18 protein-coding genes and 1 riboswitch are annotated in these 20,446 nt (G+C 67.7%); of the genes, 12 read left to right on the plus strand and 6 right to left on the minus strand.

Going from position 1 to position 20,446, the window contains the following annotated elements:
* Window positions 1-177: 177 nt before the first annotated feature.
* From E3O46_RS10600 to E3O46_RS10635, 8 genes are all read left to right on the plus strand, one after another.
* Window positions 178-1,491, plus strand: coding sequence for an ABC transporter substrate-binding protein (locus E3O46_RS10600; protein ID WP_166787286.1), 1,314 nt, complete (start codon window positions 178-180; stop codon window positions 1,489-1,491).
* Between the two features lie 65 nt (window positions 1,492-1,556).
* Window positions 1,557-2,516: a carbohydrate ABC transporter permease gene (locus tag E3O46_RS10605; RefSeq protein ID WP_134446821.1), complete on the plus strand. Its 960-nt coding sequence runs from the start codon at window positions 1,557-1,559 to the stop codon at window positions 2,514-2,516.
* Window positions 2,513-3,433 carry a carbohydrate ABC transporter permease gene (locus E3O46_RS10610; protein WP_134446819.1) on the plus strand — a complete coding sequence of 307 codons (921 nt, stop codon included), beginning with the start codon at window positions 2,513-2,515 and terminating at the stop codon, window positions 3,431-3,433. Before E3O46_RS10605 ends, E3O46_RS10610 begins: the two co-directional genes overlap by 4 nt.
* A gap of 48 nt (window positions 3,434-3,481) precedes the next feature.
* Window positions 3,482-4,987, plus strand: a complete 1,506-nt coding sequence (gene arfA, locus E3O46_RS10615; protein ID WP_134561671.1) for an arabinosylfuranosidase ArfA — start codon at window positions 3,482-3,484, stop codon at window positions 4,985-4,987.
* A gap of 202 nt (window positions 4,988-5,189) precedes the next feature.
* Window positions 5,190-5,825, plus strand: a complete 636-nt coding sequence (locus E3O46_RS10620) for a LacI family DNA-binding transcriptional regulator (RefSeq protein WP_134561672.1) — start codon at window positions 5,190-5,192, stop codon at window positions 5,823-5,825.
* Between the two features lie 33 nt (window positions 5,826-5,858).
* Complete coding sequence (locus E3O46_RS10625) at window positions 5,859-7,244, plus strand: GNAT family N-acetyltransferase (RefSeq protein WP_134561673.1); 1,386 nt, start codon at window positions 5,859-5,861, stop codon at window positions 7,242-7,244.
* A 103-nt stretch (window positions 7,245-7,347) separates the two neighbouring features.
* Window positions 7,348-8,235, plus strand: a complete 888-nt coding sequence (locus E3O46_RS10630; RefSeq protein WP_134446811.1) for a DsbA family protein — start codon at window positions 7,348-7,350, stop codon at window positions 8,233-8,235.
* 10 nt (window positions 8,236-8,245) lie between these two features.
* Entirely contained in the window at window positions 8,246-8,605 is a 360-nt protein-coding gene (locus E3O46_RS10635; RefSeq protein ID WP_241987388.1) for a CHY zinc finger protein, read from the plus strand.
* 148 nt (window positions 8,606-8,753) lie between these two features.
* On the opposite strand, the gene E3O46_RS10640 is transcribed toward E3O46_RS10635, so the two are convergent.
* Window positions 8,754-11,018, minus strand: a complete 2,265-nt coding sequence (locus E3O46_RS10640; protein WP_134561674.1) for a HelD family protein — start codon at window positions 11,016-11,018, stop codon at window positions 8,754-8,756.
* Window positions 11,019-11,115: 97 nt separating this feature from the next.
* Window positions 11,116-11,189: riboswitch (cyclic di-GMP riboswitch) on the plus strand.
* 19 nt (window positions 11,190-11,208) lie between these two features.
* Between E3O46_RS10640 and E3O46_RS10645 the strand changes: the two genes are divergently transcribed.
* Window positions 11,209-13,551 (plus strand): putative bifunctional diguanylate cyclase/phosphodiesterase, encoded by a 2,343-nt coding sequence (locus tag E3O46_RS10645; protein WP_134561675.1) that lies wholly within the window; start codon window positions 11,209-11,211, stop codon window positions 13,549-13,551.
* 117 nt (window positions 13,552-13,668) lie between these two features.
* Here E3O46_RS10645 and E3O46_RS10650 read toward each other — a convergent pair whose 3' ends face one another.
* Genes E3O46_RS10650 through E3O46_RS10660 form a run of 3 tightly spaced genes read right to left on the minus strand, consistent with a single transcriptional unit; the run spans window position 13,669 to window position 16,559 of the window.
* Window positions 13,669-14,442, minus strand: coding sequence for an ATP-binding cassette domain-containing protein (locus E3O46_RS10650; protein ID WP_134446805.1), 774 nt, complete (start codon window positions 14,440-14,442; stop codon window positions 13,669-13,671).
* Complete coding sequence (locus E3O46_RS10655) at window positions 14,442-15,506, minus strand: ABC transporter permease (protein ID WP_134561676.1); 1,065 nt, start codon at window positions 15,504-15,506, stop codon at window positions 14,442-14,444. Before E3O46_RS10655 ends, E3O46_RS10650 begins: the two co-directional genes overlap by 1 nt.
* A gap of 42 nt (window positions 15,507-15,548) precedes the next feature.
* The gene (locus E3O46_RS10660) at window positions 15,549-16,559 is read right to left on the minus strand and encodes a substrate-binding domain-containing protein (protein ID WP_134561677.1); all 1,011 of its coding nucleotides are present in this window, start codon (window positions 16,557-16,559) and stop codon (window positions 15,549-15,551) included.
* A 146-nt stretch (window positions 16,560-16,705) separates the two neighbouring features.
* On the opposite strand from E3O46_RS10660, the gene E3O46_RS10665 reads away from it, so the two are divergent.
* On the plus strand, window positions 16,706-17,788 hold the full coding sequence (locus E3O46_RS10665; RefSeq protein WP_134446799.1) for a LacI family DNA-binding transcriptional regulator: 1,083 nt from the start codon (window positions 16,706-16,708) through the stop codon (window positions 17,786-17,788).
* A gap of 7 nt (window positions 17,789-17,795) precedes the next feature.
* Here E3O46_RS10665 and E3O46_RS10670 read toward each other — a convergent pair whose 3' ends face one another.
* Window positions 17,796-18,272 carry a universal stress protein gene (locus tag E3O46_RS10670; RefSeq protein WP_134446797.1) on the minus strand — a complete coding sequence of 159 codons (477 nt, stop codon included), beginning with the start codon at window positions 18,270-18,272 and terminating at the stop codon, window positions 17,796-17,798.
* Window positions 18,273-18,429: 157 nt separating this feature from the next.
* Here E3O46_RS10670 and E3O46_RS10675 point away from each other — a divergent pair, with 157 nt between their 5' ends.
* Window positions 18,430-19,314 carry a hypothetical protein gene (locus tag E3O46_RS10675; RefSeq protein WP_134446795.1) on the plus strand — a complete coding sequence of 295 codons (885 nt, stop codon included), beginning with the start codon at window positions 18,430-18,432 and terminating at the stop codon, window positions 19,312-19,314.
* A gap of 14 nt (window positions 19,315-19,328) precedes the next feature.
* Here the strand turns inward: E3O46_RS10675 and E3O46_RS10680 are convergent, their stop codons facing one another.
* Window positions 19,329-19,886, minus strand: coding sequence for a MarR family winged helix-turn-helix transcriptional regulator (locus tag E3O46_RS10680; protein WP_134446793.1), 558 nt, complete (start codon window positions 19,884-19,886; stop codon window positions 19,329-19,331).
* Between the two features lie 84 nt (window positions 19,887-19,970).
* On the opposite strand from E3O46_RS10680, the gene E3O46_RS10685 reads away from it, so the two are divergent.
* Window positions 19,971-20,402, plus strand: a complete 432-nt coding sequence (locus E3O46_RS10685; RefSeq protein WP_134446791.1) for an organic hydroperoxide resistance protein — start codon at window positions 19,971-19,973, stop codon at window positions 20,400-20,402.
* Window positions 20,403-20,446 lie beyond the last annotated feature (44 nt).

Consider the following 20,446-nt stretch of genomic DNA (forward strand, 5'->3'; position numbering starts at 1 on the left):
CTGATCACGGCAGCCTGTGACGATCTGGGTCAGACCGCTTGACAAATCGATGTCCGCCTCGACAGAATCTAGTTACATCGTTTACTTACAACGATGTAAACGATGCGATCGGCTCAGCGGATCCCGTCGCCAATACCGAGACAAGGGTGTCTGCACACCGGGAATGGACCAACACAAGTGAAAAAGATTCTGGCAACGGGGGGCGTCGCCATCATGCTCGCCGCAACGCTCAGCGGCTGCTCAACCGGGGCGGCCGAAGCAAGCTGCCAAAACAAGATCGTCAACTCTGCCGCAACCGTGGTCAACGTCTGGGCGTGGTATCCCGAATTCGAATCGGTCGTCGACCTGTTCAACAACACGCATGACAAGGTGCAGGTCTGCTGGACCAACGTCGGTGCGGGCAATGACGAGTACACCAAGTTCTCGACGGCCATCGAGGCCGGCTCGGGTGCTCCCGATGTCATCATGCTCGAGACCGAGGTCGTGCAGAGCTACATCCCGCGGGACGCCCTCGCCGACCTGACGAGTTACACGGCCGACATCAAGCAGAACTACTCCGAGGGCGCCTGGGCCGACGAGTCCAGCGGGGCAGGCGTCTACGCCATCCCCGTCGACGGCGGACCGGTCGGCATGCTCTATCGCAAGGACATCTTCGACAAGTACGGCATCGCGGTTCCGACGACCTGGGAAGAATACGCGGCCGCCGCGCAGGCCCTCAAGGATGCCGGATCGACCTCGATGATCACCGACTTCGCCGGCAATGGCCGGGCATACCAGCAGGCGCTCTTCGCGCAGGCCGGCTCGATTCCCTATACCGTCGACGGAACGAACGTCACGGTCGACCTGAACGACGCCGCGAGCCTCAAGGTCCTCACCTACTGGCAGGACCTGGTCTCCAAGGGCCTTGTCGGCACAGAGGACGCGTCGACGACCGACTACAACACGCACCTCGTCGACGGCACATACGCTTCGACGATCGCGGCGGCCTGGCTGCCCGGCTACCTCGCCGGGTTCACCGGCGCCGAGAGCGGTGCCGTCTGGCAGGCTGCCCCGATCCCGCAGTGGGCAGGCGAAACGCCCAAGCAGGTCAACATCGGCGGATCGGCCTTCTCTGTGACGAGCCAGGCCAAGGACAAGGATGCCGCCGCGACCGTCGCGAAGGACATCTTCGGAACCGAAGAGGCCTGGAAGCTCGGCATTGAAAAGGCCGCACTCTTCCCGCTCTGGAAGCCGATCCTGACCTCCTCGTACTTCACCGATCGCGCCTACGACTTCTTCGGCGGCCAGCAGATCAACAAGGACGTCTTCCTCGCCGCCGCGAACGACTACAGCGGCTTCCAGGTCAGCCCGTTCCAGAACCTCGCGTACGACAAGCTCACCGAGGCCGTCAACTCGGTCTCGAGCGGTGCCGCCACGCCGGCGGATGCCCTCGCGACGTACCAGAAGGCCGTCACGGAGTACGCGACCTCACAGGGGTACACGGTCAAATAACCCGGACCCACGGTGGTCGGCCGGGCTCACGCACCGGCCGACCACCCGGCCCCTGGAAAGGAACAATGTTGTCCTCAACCATCGAGAGACGCTCCGTCACCCCGGACCGTGCTTTCCTGAAAAAACCCGGCCGGCTCGGATCGGGCGTCAGCGCCCGGCGTGCACGCTGGGGGTGGCTCTTCGTGGCCCCCTTCGCCGTCTTCCTGGTGCTCTTCCTCCTCACGCCCCTCGTCTACGCCTTCATCCTCAGTCTGCAGAACAAGACCGTGGCAACGGGCACGCACTGGGTCGGCCTCGACAACTACGCCAAGGCCTTCACCGATCCTCTCTTCCTCGAGGGTGTCTGGCTCGTCGTGCGGTTTTCGATCATCCTGATCCCGATCCAGATGCTCGTCTCGCTCGGCGCTGCCCTGCTGCTCGACTCGATCACGAGCCGGTTCTCCAAGTTCTCACGGCTGATGATCTTCGTTCCCTACGCGGTTCCCGCCGTGATCGGCGCCCTGATGTGGGGCTTCCTCTACAGCCCGAGCTTCGGCCCCGCCGCAGAGGTCGCCGGCTGGTTCGGCCTCAACGCGCCGCAGTTGCTGTCGCCGGACAACATCTTCGGCAGCCTCGTGAACGTCGTGACCTGGCAGTGGGCCGGCTACTACATGATCATCATCTACGCGGCGCTCCAGGGCATCGACACCTCGATCTATGAGGCGGCCAAGATCGACGGCGCCAACGCCTGGCAGACCGCGCTCCGGATCAAGATCCCGATGATCTCGTCCTCGCTCGTCCTGATCCTGGTCTTCGCCCTGATCGGAACCCTGCAGTTCTTCACGGAGCCCCAGATCCTGCGGAGCATGGCGTCGGGATCGATCACCGCCTCGTACACGCCGAACATCTACGCATACACGCTCGCGTTCTCCTATTCGCAATTCAACTACGCCTCGGCGATCTCGTTCGCCCTCGGGCTCGTCGTCTTCGTGGGCTCCTATATCTTCCTGCACTTCACCCGTAAAAAGAGCGGACTGAACTCATGACCGTGCTCGTTTCGACCACCTCACCGCGACCGGAGAAGCGGCGGTCCCATGCCTCCCGCGAGGCCAGCCGGGCCGGCGGGCGTCGCGTCCTGCCGCACCTCGTCCTCGTCGGCCTCATCCTCTATTTCGCGCTTCCGTTCTGGTGGCTCATCGTCGCGAGCACCAAGGACCAGGCGACGCTCTTCAGCGGCGACACCAGCCCGCTCTGGTTCGGGAAGTTCAACCTGATCGACAACATCCAGCTGTTGTTCACGTACTCGAACGGGCTGTACTGGCACTGGCTCGGCAACTCGTTCCTCTACGCCCTCACCGGCGGCATCGGCGCGACCGTCATCTCGGTGCTCGCCGGCTACGGCTTCGCGCAGTACCGCTTCGCCGGGCGCACCCCGTTCTTCGCCCTGGTGCTCGGTTCGGTCATGGTCCCCGCGACGGCCCTCGTCATCCCGATGTTCGTGATGTTCAGCGCGACCCACCTGACGAACACGATGTGGGCGGTGATCCTGCCGTCCATGCTCAATCCCTTCGGCGTTTACCTGATGCGGGTCTACACCCAGGATGCGATCCCGGACGAGATGATCGACGCCGCAAGGATGGACGGGGCCGGCGAGTTGCGGATCTTCTTCCGCGTCGCACTCCCCCTGCTCCGCCCGGCCCTCGTCACCGTGCTGCTGCTCAGCGTCGTCGGCACCTGGAACAACTATTTCCTGCCGCTCGTGATGTTCTCCAACCCGAACCTGTTCCCCGTCACCGTCGGGCTCGGCGCCCTGCAGACCCAGGCCGGCGTCAACACCGGCGGGCAGTCGCTCTGGACCATCGTCATCGTCGGAGCACTGGTCTCCGTGATCCCGCTCATCATCGCCTTCCTCACGCTGCAGAAGTACTGGCAGGGCGGGCTCTCCCTCGGCAGCGTCAAGTAAGCATCCGCACCTCTTCCACTCATCTCGATTCCAAAGGACTTTCCTCGCGTGACACAGGCAACAATCGTCATCGACCGCTCAGCCGTCGTGGCACCCATCAACCGCCGGATCTTCGGTTCCTTCGTCGAACATCTCGGCCGGTGCGTGTATGACGGCATCTATGAACCCGGCCACCCGACCGCCAACGCCGACGGGTTCCGGCTCGACGTCGTCGACCTCGTCAAGGAGCTCGGCTCGACGACCATCCGCTACCCCGGCGGCAACTTCGTCTCCGGGTACAAGTGGGAGGACGGCGTCGGACCGCGCGCGGACCGACCGGTGCGCCGAGACCTCGCCTGGCACTCGCTCGAGAGCAACCAGGTCGGCCTCGAGGAGTTCGCCCGCTGGTGCGCCCTGACGGACTCCGAGCTGATGATGGCCGTCAACCTCGGCACCCGCGGCATCGACGCCGCCCTCGACCTTCTCGAATACGCCAACCAGCCCGACGGGACCGCGCTCAGCGAGCAACGAATCCGGAACGGCGCGGTCGAGCCGTACGACATCCGGATGTGGTGCCTCGGCAACGAGATGGACGGACCCTGGCAGATCGGCCATATGTCTGCCGACGACTACGGGAAGATCGCGGCTCGCACCGCATCCGCCATGAAGACCGCGGACAAGGGCCTCGAGCTCGTCGTCTGCGGCTCCTCCGGTTCTGCGATGCCGACCTTCGGGGAGTGGGAGCGGGTCGTGCTCGAGCACAGCTACGAGTACGTCGACTACGTCTCCTGCCACGCCTATTACCAGGAGCGCAAGGGAGACCTCGCTTCGTACCTCGCGTCCTCCCTCGAGATGACCTATTTCATCGAGACGGTGAAGGCCACGGCGGACCACGTCAAGTACAAGCTCCGCAGCGAGAAGACCATCCAGCTCTCCTTCGACGAGTGGAACATCTGGTACCTCGACGAGCACCAGGCCTCGGAGGAGGTCAACGAGGAGTGGCGCCACGCGCCGCGGCAGCTCGAGGACGTCTACTCCGTCGCCGACGCCGTCGTGCTCGGCAACCTGCTGATCACGCTCCTGCAGAACCACGACAGGGTCGGATCCGCTTCTCTCGCACAGCTCGTCAACGTCATCGCGCCGATCATGACCGAGCCGGGCGGGGCGAGCTGGCGCCAGACCACGTTCTTCCCGTTCTCGGTGACCTCGAGGCTCGCCCGCGGCGTCGTGCTGAAGCCCCGGATCGATGCCGGGACCTATGACACGGCCCTCTACGGTGCAGCGCCCCTCGTCGACGCCGTCGCGACCTTCGATGCCGAGACGGGCGCATCCGCCGTCTTCCTCGTGAACCGCAGCCAGACGGAGTCGATCGAGGTGTCGATCGACGTCTCCGGCCTCGACGCGACGCTCCTCACCGAAGCGGTCACCCTGCACGATGCGGATGCCTACGCCAGGAACACACTCGCCGACCAGAATCGGGTCGGCCTGAAGCCCCTCGACGGCGTGCTGCTCACCGAAGGGGTCCTCACCGTCATCCTGCCGCCGGTCTCCTGGTCGGCACTCGCGCTGAACTAGGTTCCGAACGCCCGGCAGCCACTGCCGGCAGGCAGAATTCCCCCCGGTCGCCCCGCAACCGGGGGGAATTCCCGGTTCCGCAGGAGAGTCTCAGGCCCGCACACGCCTTCCCCGCGCCCGGCGTGCCACAATGACAAGCACCTGCCGAACCGCGACCCGAACCGCGAACCGGCCCGCCAGTCCCCAGGAAGGGGATGGACCGATGAGTCCGTCATCCAGGCTACCCACCCTGCTCGACGTGGCCACCGCGGCTGGCGTGTCCCTCGCCACCGCGTCGCGTGCCCTGAACGGCAGCACCCGCACCGTCAACGGGGACTACCGCGACCGGGTCTTCACGGCCGCCGCCCAGCTCGGCTACACTCCCAACCTCTCGGCGCAGGCCGTTGCCACGGGAAGCACCCGGACGGTCGCCCTTGTCGTCACCGACATCGCGGACCCGCGCGACGCATTCCTGGCATCCGGCGTGATCGACGCGGCAGCGGATGCCGGACTCACCGTCACGGTGACCGTCACGGCCGGCGACCCCGACCGTGAACTCGCACTCGTCCGATCCCTGCGCGGGCAGCGCCCCCGGATCCTGATCCTCGCCGGACCGCCGTCCCCCGATGACACGGACGGCACTCCGCTCACGGACGAGCTGCGCTCCTTCGAGGCCGGCGGTGGCCGGGTGATCGTACTCGGCGAGCGTTCCCTCGGCTTCGCGACCGTGCCACGCGGCGAGATCGGCTCCGAGGCGGGGCCGGAGTCCCTCGCCGCCGTCGGCCGCGCGGCCGTCGCACGAGCGCTCGTCCCTCCGGTCCCCGGGCCCGGGACGCCAGCCGCGACCGTCGCGAGCTGACTCCGGCCGGTCCCCGGCCAGTACAGTAGGGCCGTGAACGACTACACGGCACCCGACTTCGCACGCACGCCCATCGACGAGGAATCGGCGGCCGTGCTCGCGATCGGCGGCCTCGAACTGCGCCTGATCGACGCCGCAGACACCGAGGCCCGGCGATACTGGCACCGCGCGACAGCGCGCGGCTTCCACGAGGGCGCGCCCGACGACAACGAACTTGTCCGCCGCCTGGCGAACACCGCAGGGGATCGCGTGACGGCCGTCCTCGACGCGACCGCTGCCGATCCGCTCACCCCGGTCGCGACGGTGCGGTCCTGGCCGATGGGCCTGAGCGTCCCCGGCGGCGGCACGCTGCCCGCCTGGGCGATCAGCTCGGTCACCGTCTCGCCGACGCACCGCCGCAGAGGCCTCGCCCGCGCCCTGCTCACCGCCGAGCTCCGCACCGCGCACGGGCTCGGCCTGCCACTCGCCATGCTCACCGTGTCGGAGGCCACTATCTACGCGCGATACGGGTTCGGGCCGGCCGCGCACCAGGCAAGCATCACCATCACCACCGGCGACGCCCGGCCGGCCCCGGCAGCCCCGACGGACATGGGGCGGCTGCACTTCGTCTCCCCCGAATCGCTGCGCCACGACGCCCCGGCGATCTTCGAAGCCGCCAGAAGGCGCGGCGCCGGTGACGTCGACCGTCGCGACAGCCTCTGGGACCAGATCCTCGGACTCACGACCCCCGCGTTGGCCGAGCCGTCCGAGGCGGCAGCCCCGACCCCGACGACCGCCGCCACCCCGACGCGGCAGACGGTGCGCTTCGACGACCCGACCGGCCGACCGAAGGGATTCGCGGTCTACAGCGTCACGCTCGAGGGCGACGCCTACCCTGGTCGGCTCGACGTCGTCGACCTGGTCGCGGCGACCGACGCGGCATACACAGCACTCTGGCGCTTCCTGCTCGACCTCGACCTCATCGGAGAGGTCTCCGCCCCGCTCCGGAGTACCGCGGAGCCCCTCGTCTGGCAGCTCGAGAACCCGCGGGCCGTGCGCGCCTCCGCCGAACGCGACCACCTCTGGCTGCGCCTCCTCGACGTGCCTGCCGCACTCGAGCACCGCCGATACGCCGCACCCGGCGTCTTCCTCCTCGATGTCTCCGACGACCTCGGCATCGCAGGGGGCGAGTTCCTGCTCACTGTCTCTCCAGACGGTGCCGGCTCGGCGCATCCGCTCGCCGCGGCCGAGGCCACCCCGGCGGGAGCGGCCCACCTCAGCCTCTCGGTCGCCGCCCTCTCCGCCCTGTACCTGGGCGGCCCGAGCGCCGTCGTGCTGAGCCGCGCCGGCAGAGTCACCGAGCACACGGAGGATGCCGCGACGCAGGTCGACGCCGCATTCCGCTCAGGGCAGCCGCCGCACCTCAGCACCTGGTTCTAACCCTCCTCACAGCTGGCTCCCAGCCCGATGGCACGGGGCGTGGAGGTGGACGGCCTAACCTAGATTCGATAAGTCACTCGCGACGAAACGGTGTACAGGGTCTATGAACAGCAACCTCCCCGGCAAAGGCACGCCCCCGAAGAAGGACCGCCGCGATGCGGCACGGGAGAGCGCCCGCTTGATGCGTGAAGCCCAGCAGAAGAAGGACAAGCGAAACAAGCTGTTCCTGCGAGGCGGCATCGGTGCCGGACTGGTTGCGATCGCCGTCGTCGTCGCCCTCGTCATCGTGAACAGCAACGGCCCCGCGGCCGCCGGCCCGCTGAACATGGCCAGCGATGGGGTCCTGCTCACCGGCGACGGAACGACCATCACCGCCGTCCCGACGGCCGCCCTCGCCGCGGACGCCACGCCGGTCGCGACCGACCAGACCAAGCTCACGAGCACTGCGAACATCGTCGTCTACGCCGATTACCTGTGCCCCTATTGCGGCCAGTTCGAGACCACCAACGGCACCGCGATCAACTCCTGGGTCACCGCGGGCAACGCGACGCTCGAGTACCACCCGATCTCCATCCTCGACGCCAACTCGGCCGGGACGAAGTACTCGACCCGGGCAGCGAACGCCGCCGTGTGCGTGGCCAACTACCAGCCCGCCGCATTCCCGGCCGTCAACGCCGCCCTGTTCGCCCAGCAACCCGCTGAGAGCACCGCCGGCCTGACGGATCAGGAACTTGTGAGCCTGGTCACGACCGCGGGAGCCACGGACGCCGGCATCACGAAGTGCATCACTGACGGTGCCTTCAAGTCCTGGGTCGGCAATGCGACCAAGCGCGCCCTCGCCGGCCCGCTGCCCAACTCGACGACCCTCACCAAGGTCGCCGGAACCCCGACCGTGCTCGTCAACGGCGTCGCCTACACCGGCTCCCTGACCGACGCGACGGTGTTCTCCACCTTCGTCCAGGACCAGGTCACCGCAGCCGCCAAGAAGTAGGCGGCCGCTGGTGCAGCCACCGGGCCGAAAACAGCTGGGCACGACCGACCTCGAGGTGTTCGGCGAGACCGTCGACGACGAGACGCGGTGCGTTCACTACAACACGGCGGCGGATGTCGTCGCGATCCGGTTCTACTGCTGCCGCCGGTTCTACCCCTGCCACCTCTGCCACGCCGCCGCGGCCGATCATGCCGCGCGGCAGTGGCCGGTCGCGCTCTGGGCGGAGCAGGCGATCCTCTGCGGAGCCTGCCGCCGAACCCTGAGCATCACCGACTACCGTGCCGCGACACGCTGCCCGCACTGCGCGGCGCCCTTCAACGACGGATGCCGGGCGCACGCCCACCTCTACTTCGAGGCTCCCAGCCCCTGACCCCGCCGCCTCGCCCGCCCGGCGCGGTCCCGTCCCGTCCCTTCCGCGAGAGCGCACTTTTGGCCCTTAAACCCGTGGTTTAAGGGCCAAAAGTGCACTCTCGCGGAACTTCACGAGCCGCGCGAAGGTGAGGCTCAGCGGGCGAGGGTCAGCGGGTGAGGCCGGCGGGCAGCGCGGAGTTCAGGTCGGCGACGAGGTAGAGACGCTGCGTCGCGCGGGTCATGGCGACGTACAGCGATCCGGCCCCGCGCTCCGAGGCGGCCACGATGCCTGCGGGATCCACGACGATCACGGCGTCGAACTCGAGGCCCTTCGCGTCGCGAGGCCCAAGGAGTGCGATCTCCCTGCCGAGCCCGAGGGCGCCGAGACCTACACGGTCCCCGAACTCCGCCGAGAGCTCCGCCCCGACGGCCTCAAGCGCCGCATCGGCAGCGATCACGGCGAGGGTACCGCCCGCACGCAGCGCGCGCTCGCGGTGAACCGCTGCCGCGACATCCGCTTCGACGGTTATCGGCCACTCACTCGCGCGAACCGCCCGCGAGGGCGTCACCGGCAGCCCGTGCGCGATCGCCATCTCCTCGGCGGCGGTCGCGATCTGGCGGGGTGTGCGATAGTTCACGGTCAGTTCCTCGAGGCGCCAGCGCCCGGCCTCGAGGGAGGCGTCGAGGATGGGCGCGAGCGCCTCCTTCCAGCTGCCGGATGCTGAGGCGGATGCGGCCTGCGCGATATCGCCGACGACCGTGAACGACCGGCGCGGCCCCCGGCGCAGCAGCAGCCGCCACTGCATCGGCGAGAGTTCCTGCGCCTCGTCGACGACGACGTGGCCGTATGTCCAGGTGCGGTCGACGGCCGCACGCTCGGCGGTCGTGGCCCGGTCGCCGAGCTCGGCGAAGTTGTCTGCCAGGGCGCGCGCGTTGACGAGACCCTTCACGTCCATGTTCGCGATTGCGAGTTCGGCATTCTCGATGTCGCGTTTGCGCTGTTCCTTCTGCTCGCGCTTCTGGACGGCGTCGACGACGTTGTACTCGCCGAGGTGCTCGGCCGCCTCATCGAGCAGCGGGATATCGGCGATCGTGAACTCGGCGTCCCTGGCCCGGTGCAGGAGCGCCCTCTGCTCCGCACTCCAGCCCGGGGTGAGCTCGGCGAGCCATTGCGGGCGTGCGTAGAGATCCTGCACGAGCTTCTCGGGGGTGAGCGGCAGCCACGCGGTGTTGAGCGCGACGCGCACGTCCTGGGCGAGCCGCAGGTCTTCGCGCAGCATCGGCAGGTCGGACTCGTCCATCGAGGCGCCGCCCTGCTGCAGCTGGCGCAGCCAGTCGCGCGCGAGCGCGCCGATCGCGGTCTTCACGAAGGTGACCCTCGCGAGGTTGTGCGGCTTGCCGCCCTCGCGCGCCTTGGCGATCGCGTTCGCCACGAGCTGCGGGGCCAGGGTGATCTTGTCGCCGTTGACCTCGAGCTGACGGGTCCCCACCGGGATCCGCTGCCGGGAGCGCACCGCATGGGCGATGAGCGCGGCCATGAAAGCCTGGCCCTTGAGCGCCGCGACGGCGGGGACGTCCTCGCGGGTCGCCTCGACGCCCGGGTACAGCTGCCCCACGCTTGAGAGAACCACCCCGGTCTCGCCGAGCGACGGCAGCACCGCCTCGATGTACTGCAGGAACGAGCGGGACGGCCCCACGATGAGCACCCCGTTGTGCTTCAGGCGATGGCGATGCGTGTAGAGCAGGTACGCCGCACGGTGCAGCGCGACGGCGGTCTTCCCCGTGCCCGGCCCGCCCTGGACGACGAGCACTCCGGCGAGGTCAGAGCGGATGATCCGGTCCTGTTCCGCCTGGATGGTCGCGACGATGTCGGGCATGTGCCCGGTGCGCTGGGCGGTCAGCGCGGAGAGCAACGCTCCCTCCCCCTGATGTTCTGAGGGTTCTCCGCCGAGGCGTTCGGCGTCGAGGATCTCGTCCTCGATCCGGATGATGGTCCGCCCCCTGGACTGCAGGTGGCGCCTGGCCCTGGCTCCCAGCGGGGTCGCGGCCGTCGCCTGGTAGAACGCGCTCGCCTGCGGCACCCGCCAGTCGAGCAGCATCGGCTGCAAGTCTTCGTCGCGCAGCCCGACCCTGCCGATGTAGCGGAACACGGAGTCGCCGCTCGCGTCGTCCGCGGCCAGTTCGAGCCGGCCGAACGCCAGCCGGTCGTCGATCTCCCGCAACTGCACGATCCGGTCCTCGTAGAGGCGCGCAAAGGTGTCCCGCTCGGAGCGGGTCTGATGATTTCCGCCGACGTCGAGCAACCGCACCGCCGTCAGCTGGTCCTCGGCCTCCCGCTGCAGCGCGTCCAGACGCGCGTACAGCGTTGCCACGTAGTTCTGTTCCCGTTCAAGCTCCAGGTCGACCACCGAAACACCCCTCAAATCCGACATTCGAGTTTACCCGACACGGATGGGTGCTCCTTCCGGCCAGGCCCCCCCCAACGCGGAGGCTAGGCTGGCCCTGTGTGAAAACGCTTCAAATATTGCGGTCTCATACAGGCACACCCGTCGAAAGGCGGGGTCGCAAAGGCACGGGACCTTCGGGTTCGCCGGCCTACACACTGACAGGACCCGGCCTCGCATGACCGCGATACAACAACACCACTTCTTCACCGCGCTATGGAATCCGTTCCGCCGCCCGGATTGCATGACGGAGGGCACCCGGTGGCTCTTCACGTGGTTCGCGGTGGCCTCAGTTCTGCTCACCGTTCCGATCATCGTCGCCTCGGACACCAACGGAGTTCTCCTGGTCGCGCTCACGGCCGCGGTCGCCCTGATCGCCTCGTGGTGTTCCGCGTTCATCCTCAGAAGGATTCCGCTCGCACTCGACCTGATCGACTTCGTCGCGTTCGTGGCGCTCGCACTGACACTGCCCGACCCGATGATCGTCCTCGGGGTCATGTTCGGGGCCATCTGGTTGCGCGGACTCTACGGTTCCACGGCGAGGTCATTCATCCGCTGCTCGCTGTATTCGCTTGCACTCGTCATCACGGTCGTGCTGTGGGTTCCGGTCAACGGGTCCGCAGCGATGACGCCACCGGTGGTGGTGCTCGGCACTATTCCGACCCTGTTCCTCACCGTCGTGATCGTGCGGCAACTGAGCATGGTGCTGGTCTCCCGCGAACAGTCGATGCGACGCGACCGTGAGCTTTCGGCGACTGGAACCCTGCTCCTCGGAGTCATCGACGAGGCGGATATCTTGGTCATCGGCTGGGCTGCGACGCAGGAACTCTGCCTCGCCACCCCCGGACTGCGCGTCCTGCGGGTCATGCGCGACGGCCCTGTCCTGCGCGTCGACGGCGCGACCGGCCAGTTCGACTCGCTGCCTGCGCAACTGCCCGGCACCGTCATCACGTCTGCCTCCAATGGAAAAGACGCCAGCGCGACCGACGTCGACTCCCTCCCACTCGATGCAGCCGTCGGCACCCCCCTGGCGTGGGCCTGCCTCGCCTCGAATGCCCAGGCGAATACGTGGATTCTTGTGGGAGCCCCCGGCACGATCCCGGCGGAGGCCCTCGTTTCGGTCCGGGCGCTCTCCAACCAGGTCTCGCTCGCCCTCCGCAACAGTACGGTCCAGGGGGAGCTCACGGTCCAGGTCAGTTCGGACCCGCTTACCGGTCTCAACAACCGTGCGTCGTTCATGGCCAAGCTCACCGCGATCCTGGGCACGGTAGACGATGCCAGCGGCGTCCACATCTTCTTCCTCGATCTCGACGATTTCAAGGACGTCAACGACCTTCTCGGACACCGGGCCGGAAACGAACTCCTCATCGAGGTCGCCGAGCGGATGCGGTCAAACACCGGGAGCAATGCCATCTGCGCCAGGCTCGGTGGCGACGAGTTCGCCATCATCCTGGCCGGCAAGAGTGATTCCGATGCCCTCTGCATCGCCACAGCCCTGGGCAGGTCGATTGCCGAACCGGTGACCCTCGAGCGGAACACCGCGCAGGTCGGCGTCAGCATCGGCATCGCCACAGCAGCAGCAGGGATCGACATCGAGGATCTGGTGCACCAGGCGGACGTGGCGATGTACGCGGCGAAGGCCAATGGCAAGAACCGCGTCCAGGTCTTCGAGCCTGGCCTCCTCCGCGTGGACAATCCCAGGGTCACCTTCGAATGGCAGCTCGCGGCCGCGGCGGCCGCCGACGAGCTCGTCGTGCACTACCAGCCCATCCTCGATCTCCCCGGGCTGCAGTGCACCGCCGTCGAGGCCCTCGTCCGCTGGCAACACCCGGAACGCGGCCTGCTCTTCCCCGGCGACTTCATCGACATCGCCGAGCGGACCGGAGCGATCATCGGTATCGGCGCTTTCGTGATGCGACGCGCCTGCCTCGACGCCGCGGCATGGCGGACGGCCAATCCTGGAGCGCCGATGGCCGTGCACGTGAACGTTTCGGCCCACGAGCTCGACTGCGAGGGGTTCGTCGACTCGATCATCGGCTGCCTGGCCGACACCGGGACCCTCGCGAAGGATCTCATCATCGAACTCACCGAGACCGTCGTACTGGACTCCCCCGCCGCGATCGGTCGCCTCCGCGCGATCGGAGCGCTCGGCGTCGGGATCGCAATCGACGACTTCGGCACGGGCTATGCCTCCCTGACGTCATTGCGCGCGCTCCCCGTCGACATCGTGAAGATCGACATGAGTTTCGTCGCCGGCGCGGTGTCCAATCCCTTCGACCGCTCCGTCATCGAGGCGATCGTTCGGCTGTGCGCCCAGCTCGGCGTCGCGACGGTCGCAGAGGGCGTTGAGCGGCTTGACCAGCAACGTCTCCTCGAGGCCCTCGGCACGGGTGGGGTGCAGGGCTACCTCTATTCGCGTCCCCTGTCCGCCGCCGACCTGACCGCCTGGCTGGAGGCCAATCGCGCCGCAGCGGGCGGGGCGGAAACGGATGTCGGGGGTTTGCTCCGCACGAGCGTCTGAGACCAGCGCGCACGGTCTCAGGACACGAAGACGGCCCCCGGGCGGAGCACTGCGAGTGTCTGCAGTGCGCCGCCAGGGGGCTGCTTCGTTTGCTTCCCGGAGCGTCCGACCGGCGGGTCAGTCGCCCTCGACCCTGACCGTCTGGATGGTTCCGGTGAGCACACCGATCAGGCGATCCCCGTCGAATTCCGAGGTGGGGGCATCCATGACGATCTTGCCGAGCCGCAGCACGACGACCCGGTCGGTGACCTCGAGCACATGAGGCAGGGTGTGCGAGATGAAGATCACGCCGAGCCCCTTCGCCTTCGCGGCCTTGATGACATGCAGCACCTCGCCGGCCTGCCGTGCACCGAGGTGGTTGGTCGGCTCGTCGAGGATGATCACACGGCGCGCCCACGCCACGGCGCGGCCGATCGCCACGGCCTGGCGCTGACCGCCGGAAAGCTGGGACACCGGGCGGTCGGATGCCGGAACGGCGATCCCGACGCGCTCGAGGTCCTCGTGGGCGTCGTGCTCCATCTCCTTGCGGGCCAGGAAGCCCATCGTGCCGAAGATTCCCTTGACGGTCTTCTCCCGGCCGAGGAACACGTTCTGCGACACCGTCAGGTGCGGGGCGAGCCCCGAGTCCTGGTAGAGGGTTTCGACGCCGGCCTCGAGCGCCTCCCGGGGCGAACCCCAGGTGCGCTCGACGCCGTCGAGGTAGATCTTCCCGCCGTTGGGCTGGTGAGCCCCCGAGAGGACCTTGACGAGCGTCGACTTGCCCGCGCCGTTGTCGCCGACCAGGCCGAGCACCTCGCCGGCGTGCAGCTTGAGGCTCGCACCATCGAGGGCGACGACCGACCCGTAGCGCTTGGAGACGTTCTTGACTTCGTAGATCACTTCGCCGGTCATTATTTTCTTCCGTTCTTGCTCTGCAGCGTCTGCGCAGCGACGGCCGCGGCGATCAGGATGGCCACGACGACCTTCTTCCAGTCGGGTGCGACGCCGACCATGATCAGGCCGGACTGCACCGTGAAGAGGATGAGCGCACCGAGCACGGTGCCCCAGATCCGGCCGATGCCCCCCATCAGGGATGCGCCGCCGATGACGACCGCGGCGATGGCGTCGAGTTCACGCCCCGTTCCCGATGACGGCGAGCCGGCACCGAGGCGCAGGTAGACGTACATCCCGGCGAGGCCCGCCAGGGCCCCGGAGAGCGCGTAGACCAACGTCAGGTGTCGTTCGACGTTGATGCCCGCGCCGCGGGCAGCGAAGGTGTTCGAGCCGATCGCGTAGGTGTAGAGGCCGAACCGCGCCTTGTGCAGGAACAGGCCGGCGATGGTCACCACGACGATCACGACGATCAAGGCCCACGACAACGGGTTCACCTTCGGGTCCATCGCGGCGATGAGGTCGAAGTTGTTGGCCGAGCCGATGGGCTGCCCGCTCGAGATGATCACGGAGAGCCCGAGGGCGGCCCCCATCGTCGACAGGGTCGCGATGAACGGGACGATCCGGAGCTTGTTGATCAGGAAGGCGTTGGTCAGGCCCACGAGGAGCCCCACTCCCACCGACACCAGGGTGCCGATGAGGAGCGGGCCCGACGCGTCCGAGCCGGACACCGTCTGGTCGACCTTGAGGACGTTCGCCATCGTCCAGGCCGACACGACTCCGCTGAGACCGATGACGGCCCCGACCGAGAGGTCGATTCCACCGCTGATCACGACGAAGGTCTGGCCAACTGCAATCAGGACGACCGATCCCCAGTCTGTGAGGATGTTGCTGGCGGTCAGTGCGGAGAAGAACTTGGGCTCCAGCACCGAGAAGACGACGACGAGGAGGACCATCACGCCGATCAGGATGGTGCTCTGGTTCGACGCGAGGGTGCTGATCCGCGCCGTGAGAGCGAGCGGAACCGGCTTCTGTTCCGCCGGAACGCCCGGTTTCCGCGCAGTGGTTTGATTGCTGTTGGTCATGATGACTCCCTGGCTCTTTTCGTGAAGTACGGGAAGCGTCAGTTACTTGACGTAGGTGTACTTGGCGAAGTCAGCGTCAGAGGTCTTGGAGTCGAGGACGACGTTGGGGATGACGACCTCGTGCTCGGTCGCCGTCTTGCCGGTGTTGATGAATTCGACGAGGGTCTTGATGGCCAGGCGAGCCTCGGCGGCCGGGTCCTGGGCGACGAGGGCAGTGAAGATGCCCGACTTGATCTTGGCGACGTTGTCCGGGTATGCGTCGTAGCCGACGAGGCCGATCTTGCCGCTGAGGCCCTTCGACTCGAGCGCGGCGGCCGCGCCGGAGGCGTTCGTGCCGTCGATCGCGAAGATGCCGTTCAGGTCCGGGTACTTGGTCAGCCAGTTGCTCACGTTCGTGGCAGCCGTCTCCGGGTTGGACTCGGAGTAGGCGACGTCGACGATTTCCACGCCGGGGTACTTCGCGGCGACCTGGGCCTTGAAGCCGTCGAGGCGGCTCACGTTGGTCGTGGCGGTGGCACTGGTGAGTCCGACGACGACCTTGTACGAGCCGCCGGACTTGTAGCCGATCTGGGTCGCGAGCGCGTCGGCGGCCTTGGAACCGCCGTCGGCGTTGTCGCCGGTGATGAAGCTGACGACGTCCTTGAGGTCGGAGACGTGGGTGTCGACGTTGACGACGGGGATGCCGGCCGCTGTGGCCTTGGCAACCGAGGCCTGCAGGGCCTTCGGGTCGGTCGGGACGAGCACGAGGCCGGTGGGCTGCTGGGCGAGCACGGCGTCGACGATCGGGATCTGCGTTTCGGCGGAGTACTTGGCCGGGTCGCCCTGCCAGATGAGCTTGACGCCCTGGGCCTTGGCCTCCTCCTCGGCGCCGACCTTCATGGCCTGGAAGAACGGGTCGGACTCTGCGCCCATCACGAAGGCGATGGTGATGTCCTTCTTTTCGGTCGCCGTGGTCGCGCTTCCCGTGCTCGCGGTTGTCGAGCACGCGGCCAATGACATGGCGAATGCGGCTACGACGCCGACGGTGGTGATCGCTCGGAACGAACGCTTCATGGAGGTCTCCTTTGACACATAGGTGCACTGCAATTGCGACTGCACACGCCGTTTGCGAGATCGTTCTCGCAAACTTGTATAAGATTGCAGCACACAGCACCGCGGCGCAAGCCTGTTCGGTAACGTTTCGATTACGAGGATTGTTCATGGTTGAACGACGAAGTCACGCTCCGACGATCATCGACGTCGCAGAGCACGCCGGCGTCTCCCGCGCCACCGCCTCCCGGGCCCTCTCCGGGTATGGGCGCACGTCCGCAGCCACCGTGGAACGCGTCCGTCGCGCAGCAGACGAGATCGGCTACCGCCCCAATGAACTCGCCAGGGCCATGCGCGCCGGGTCGACCAGCACGATCGGACTCGTGGTCATCGCAGACTTCACGAACGCATTCTTCGACCGCGCCACCAAGTCCATCGTCGATGCCGCGCGAAAACGCGGGTACCAGGTCCTGATCAGCAACACCGACGAGGACCCGGACGTAGAGCGAGGGGCCATCGAAACCCTGCTCGAGAAGCAGGTCGACGGCCTCATCGTGTTCCCCTCCGCAATCGGCCACAGCGAGCACCTCGAGGCCGGAAACCTGGGCGGACGCCCGCTCGTGCTCGCCGACCGTCGCCTGGACGATCTCGGCGTCACCACGGTCACGACTGACGACTTCACCGGCACGCGGGAGGCGGTCCGCAATGCCGTCGGCCTCGGGCACGCCCGGCTCGGCTTCCTGATCACGGCCGCGAACATCGCAGGCCAGACCACCGCACGGCCCCCCGCACTGATCTCGAGCGTCAGGGACCGTGCCGATGGTTTCGCCGCCGGAGCGGCCGACGCGGGCATCCCTCCCGAAGACCAGGTCTGGCATTTCAGCGAAGACGTCCCCGAGTCATCGGAGGCCGCGGTCGCAGAGATGCTCGACCTGGCCTCCCCACCCACGGTCATCTTCACCTCCAACAACGACATGGCGCTGTCCGTGCTCAAGGTCGCGGGTTCGCGGGGGCTCGCGATCGGACGCGAAGTGTCTCTGGTCACGGTCGACGACAGCCCGTGGGCGGCATACATGGTCCCGGGGATCACCGTCGTCGCGCGCCCGGTCGAGCAACTCGGAGAGCTCGCCGTCGAACGGCTCGTGGCCGAGATCGAGTCACCGGGTCAGCCGGTCGAGGACATCCAACTCCCGACGGAACTCATCCCCCGGGCGTCGGTCGCCGACCTCAGGAGCCCCGCGGCCGGACGCTAGGGGCCGCTCAGGCCGGTACGCCGGGCCGCACCACGAGCACAGGGCAGTCCGCGTGTCGCACACACTGTTCACTGACCGACCCGAGCAGCATCCCGGCGAGGCCGCCGCGCCCGCGGGAGCCGACCACCAGCATCCGTGCGCCGCGGGAAACGCTGATCAGGCAGCTGAGCGGCGTCGCGTACGCCGCCCGGTACTCGACGGGCACTCCCGGATGCTGCGCCGCGATCGGCCCGGCATCGGCCTCGAGCTTCTCCCGTACCGCGCCGGCGTAGTCGGTGAGGGGCGAAACGTAGCCGAACTTCCAGTCGGCCGGGCGTGGAGCGGTGTCGATCGACCAGGCCCGGACGACGACGACGGATGCGCCGAGCGGCCCGGCGAGGTCGAGGGCGACCGCGAGCGCATGGTTCGCATAGTCGGAGCCGTCGTGCCCGACGACGATACTGCCGGTGGGAGCTGGAGACTGGTCTGCATCGATGCCTGACATGCTCCCACGCTACTCCCGGCAAAGGGGGCGCGACGGAAAACACCCCCGACCGCGAGAAGAACCGTCGCGGCCAGCCCGCACCGTCAGCCCCGCGTCAGCCCTGGCGCTGGCACCTCTCCGGCCCCGATCGTTTGCCGGGCCCGGTTAGGGTGGAGTCATGCCTCTCCGCGCCTCCCAGCGACGAATCCTCATCGCCGTCGCGACGGTCGCCGCGATCGTGGCCGGCGGCTTCCTCGTGCGCTCGGTCGTCGTGCCGCGGACGGCGCCCTCCGATCCCGCCGTCTTCGACGCCGGCGCCCTGATCAGTGACTACAACTTCTTCAACCCCAATGCGATGACGACCGACGAGGTGCAGTCCTTCCTGGAAGGCCGGAACTGTGTGCGACGCGACGAGTCGCCGTGCCTCTGGGAGTACCGCGAGTCGACCGTGTCCGAACCCGCGCAGGGCCCCGGACACTGCGCTGCGTACGCGGGCGAGCCGAACGAGCGTGCGAGCACGATCATCGAGAAGGTCGCCGAGGCCTGCACGATCAGCCCGCGGGTTCTCCTCGTGCTGCTGCAGAAGGAACAGTCCCTGCTGACCCGGCCCAGCGCATCCGGCTACCTGCGGGCGACGGGCTACGGCTGCCCGGATACCGCCGACTGCGCCGCGGAGTACTTCGGCTTCTTCAACCAGGTCTACCGGGCCGCGTGGCAGTTCCGGCAGTACACCCAGGAGCCCGAACGCGCCTACAAGGTCGGCGCGGTCAGCGTCGCGTACAACCCAGACGCCGCGTGCGGCGCGGCTACGGTTCAGATCCGCAACCAGGCCACGGCGAACCTGTACAACTACACCCCGTACCAGCCGGATGCCGCGGCACTCGCCGACACGAACGGCGACGGCGGCGGATGCTCGACGCACGGAAACCTGAATTTCTGGCTGTTCTACAACACCTGGTTCGGATCCTCGCTGAGTGAACCGTACCCCTCCGTGTTCGCCTCCTGCCTCAATCTCGTCGGCGGGCAGCCGTGCCCCCGCACCGAGCTGATCCCGACGGCGTGAGCGGCGCCGGGAGGTCAATCCCCCGCAGCGGCAGCGCCGCGGGAACGCCGGAACGCCGACCGCTTCGGACGTGACCGCAGCTGCGCGCGCACGTCGCCGAGGATCTCGGTGACCGTCGCGAGTTCCTCCGGCCCGATGCGGTCGAAGAGCATCTCACGCACGAGCGTGACGTATCCCGGTCCGCCGGCGGCGAGTGCCGCCCGGCCCGCTGCGGTGATGTGCGCGATGACGGAACGTTCGTCGCCGGGTGACGGGCGTCGCTCCACGAGCCCGAGGGCCTCGAGCCGGGCGACCTGGTAAGTGAGCCCGCTGCGGGACACCGTCAGCGCGTCCGCGATGTCGGTCATCCGCAACCGCCCCTCTGGCGCCTCGAGGAGCCGGAGCAGGATCTCGAACTGGGCAAGGGTCAGGCCCACGGCATCCCGCAACTGGCGGTCTGCGGCGAACTGCACGATGTTCGCGGTCTCGACGATGGCCGCCCAGGCGCGCATCTCCGCGGGCGACACACTCGGGGCCGCGCCGATCCGCTCAGGATCGCCCGGATTCGCACCGCCCGATGGGGGAATACTCACGACTCGCTCCTAGTTGTTTCGAATACGAAGCACTTCCACAAGGGCCACCCCCAGTCTGCCCCGCCCACCACGAAAGAAGACACAATGAGCACCGCCGTCTACACCGCATCCGCCACTTCCTGGGGCGGACGAACGGGCAAGGTCGTCACGAGCGACAACAAGCTCGACCTCGACCTGTCCATTCCGGCCGAAATGGGCGGCGACGGCGGCGCGGGCACGAACCCCGAGCAGCTCTTCGCGAGCGGCTGGGCGGCGTGCTTCCACAACGCGCTCAAGGGCGTCGCCCGCCAGCGCAAGGTCAACGTCACCGACTCCGCCGTCTCGCTCGAGGTGCACCTCGTCGGCGGAATGGCCACCGGCTTCGACTTCGAGGTCACGATCGAGGCCCAGCTGCCCGGCGTCGACCCCGTCGTCGCCCAGGAGATGCTCGAGGCGGCCCACCAGGTCTGCCCGTACTCCCGCGCCACGCGCGGAAACATCCCGGTGACTCTCGTCGTCATCCCCGACGAGGACTGACCCCCCGCCGCACCCCCGCGCCCCGAGCGCATCGCCGAGCGCGG

This window comes from Cryobacterium glucosi (assembly GCF_004402235.1).
In the GTDB taxonomy this organism is placed as follows: Bacteria; Actinomycetota; Actinomycetes; order Actinomycetales; family Microbacteriaceae; genus Cryobacterium; species Cryobacterium glucosi.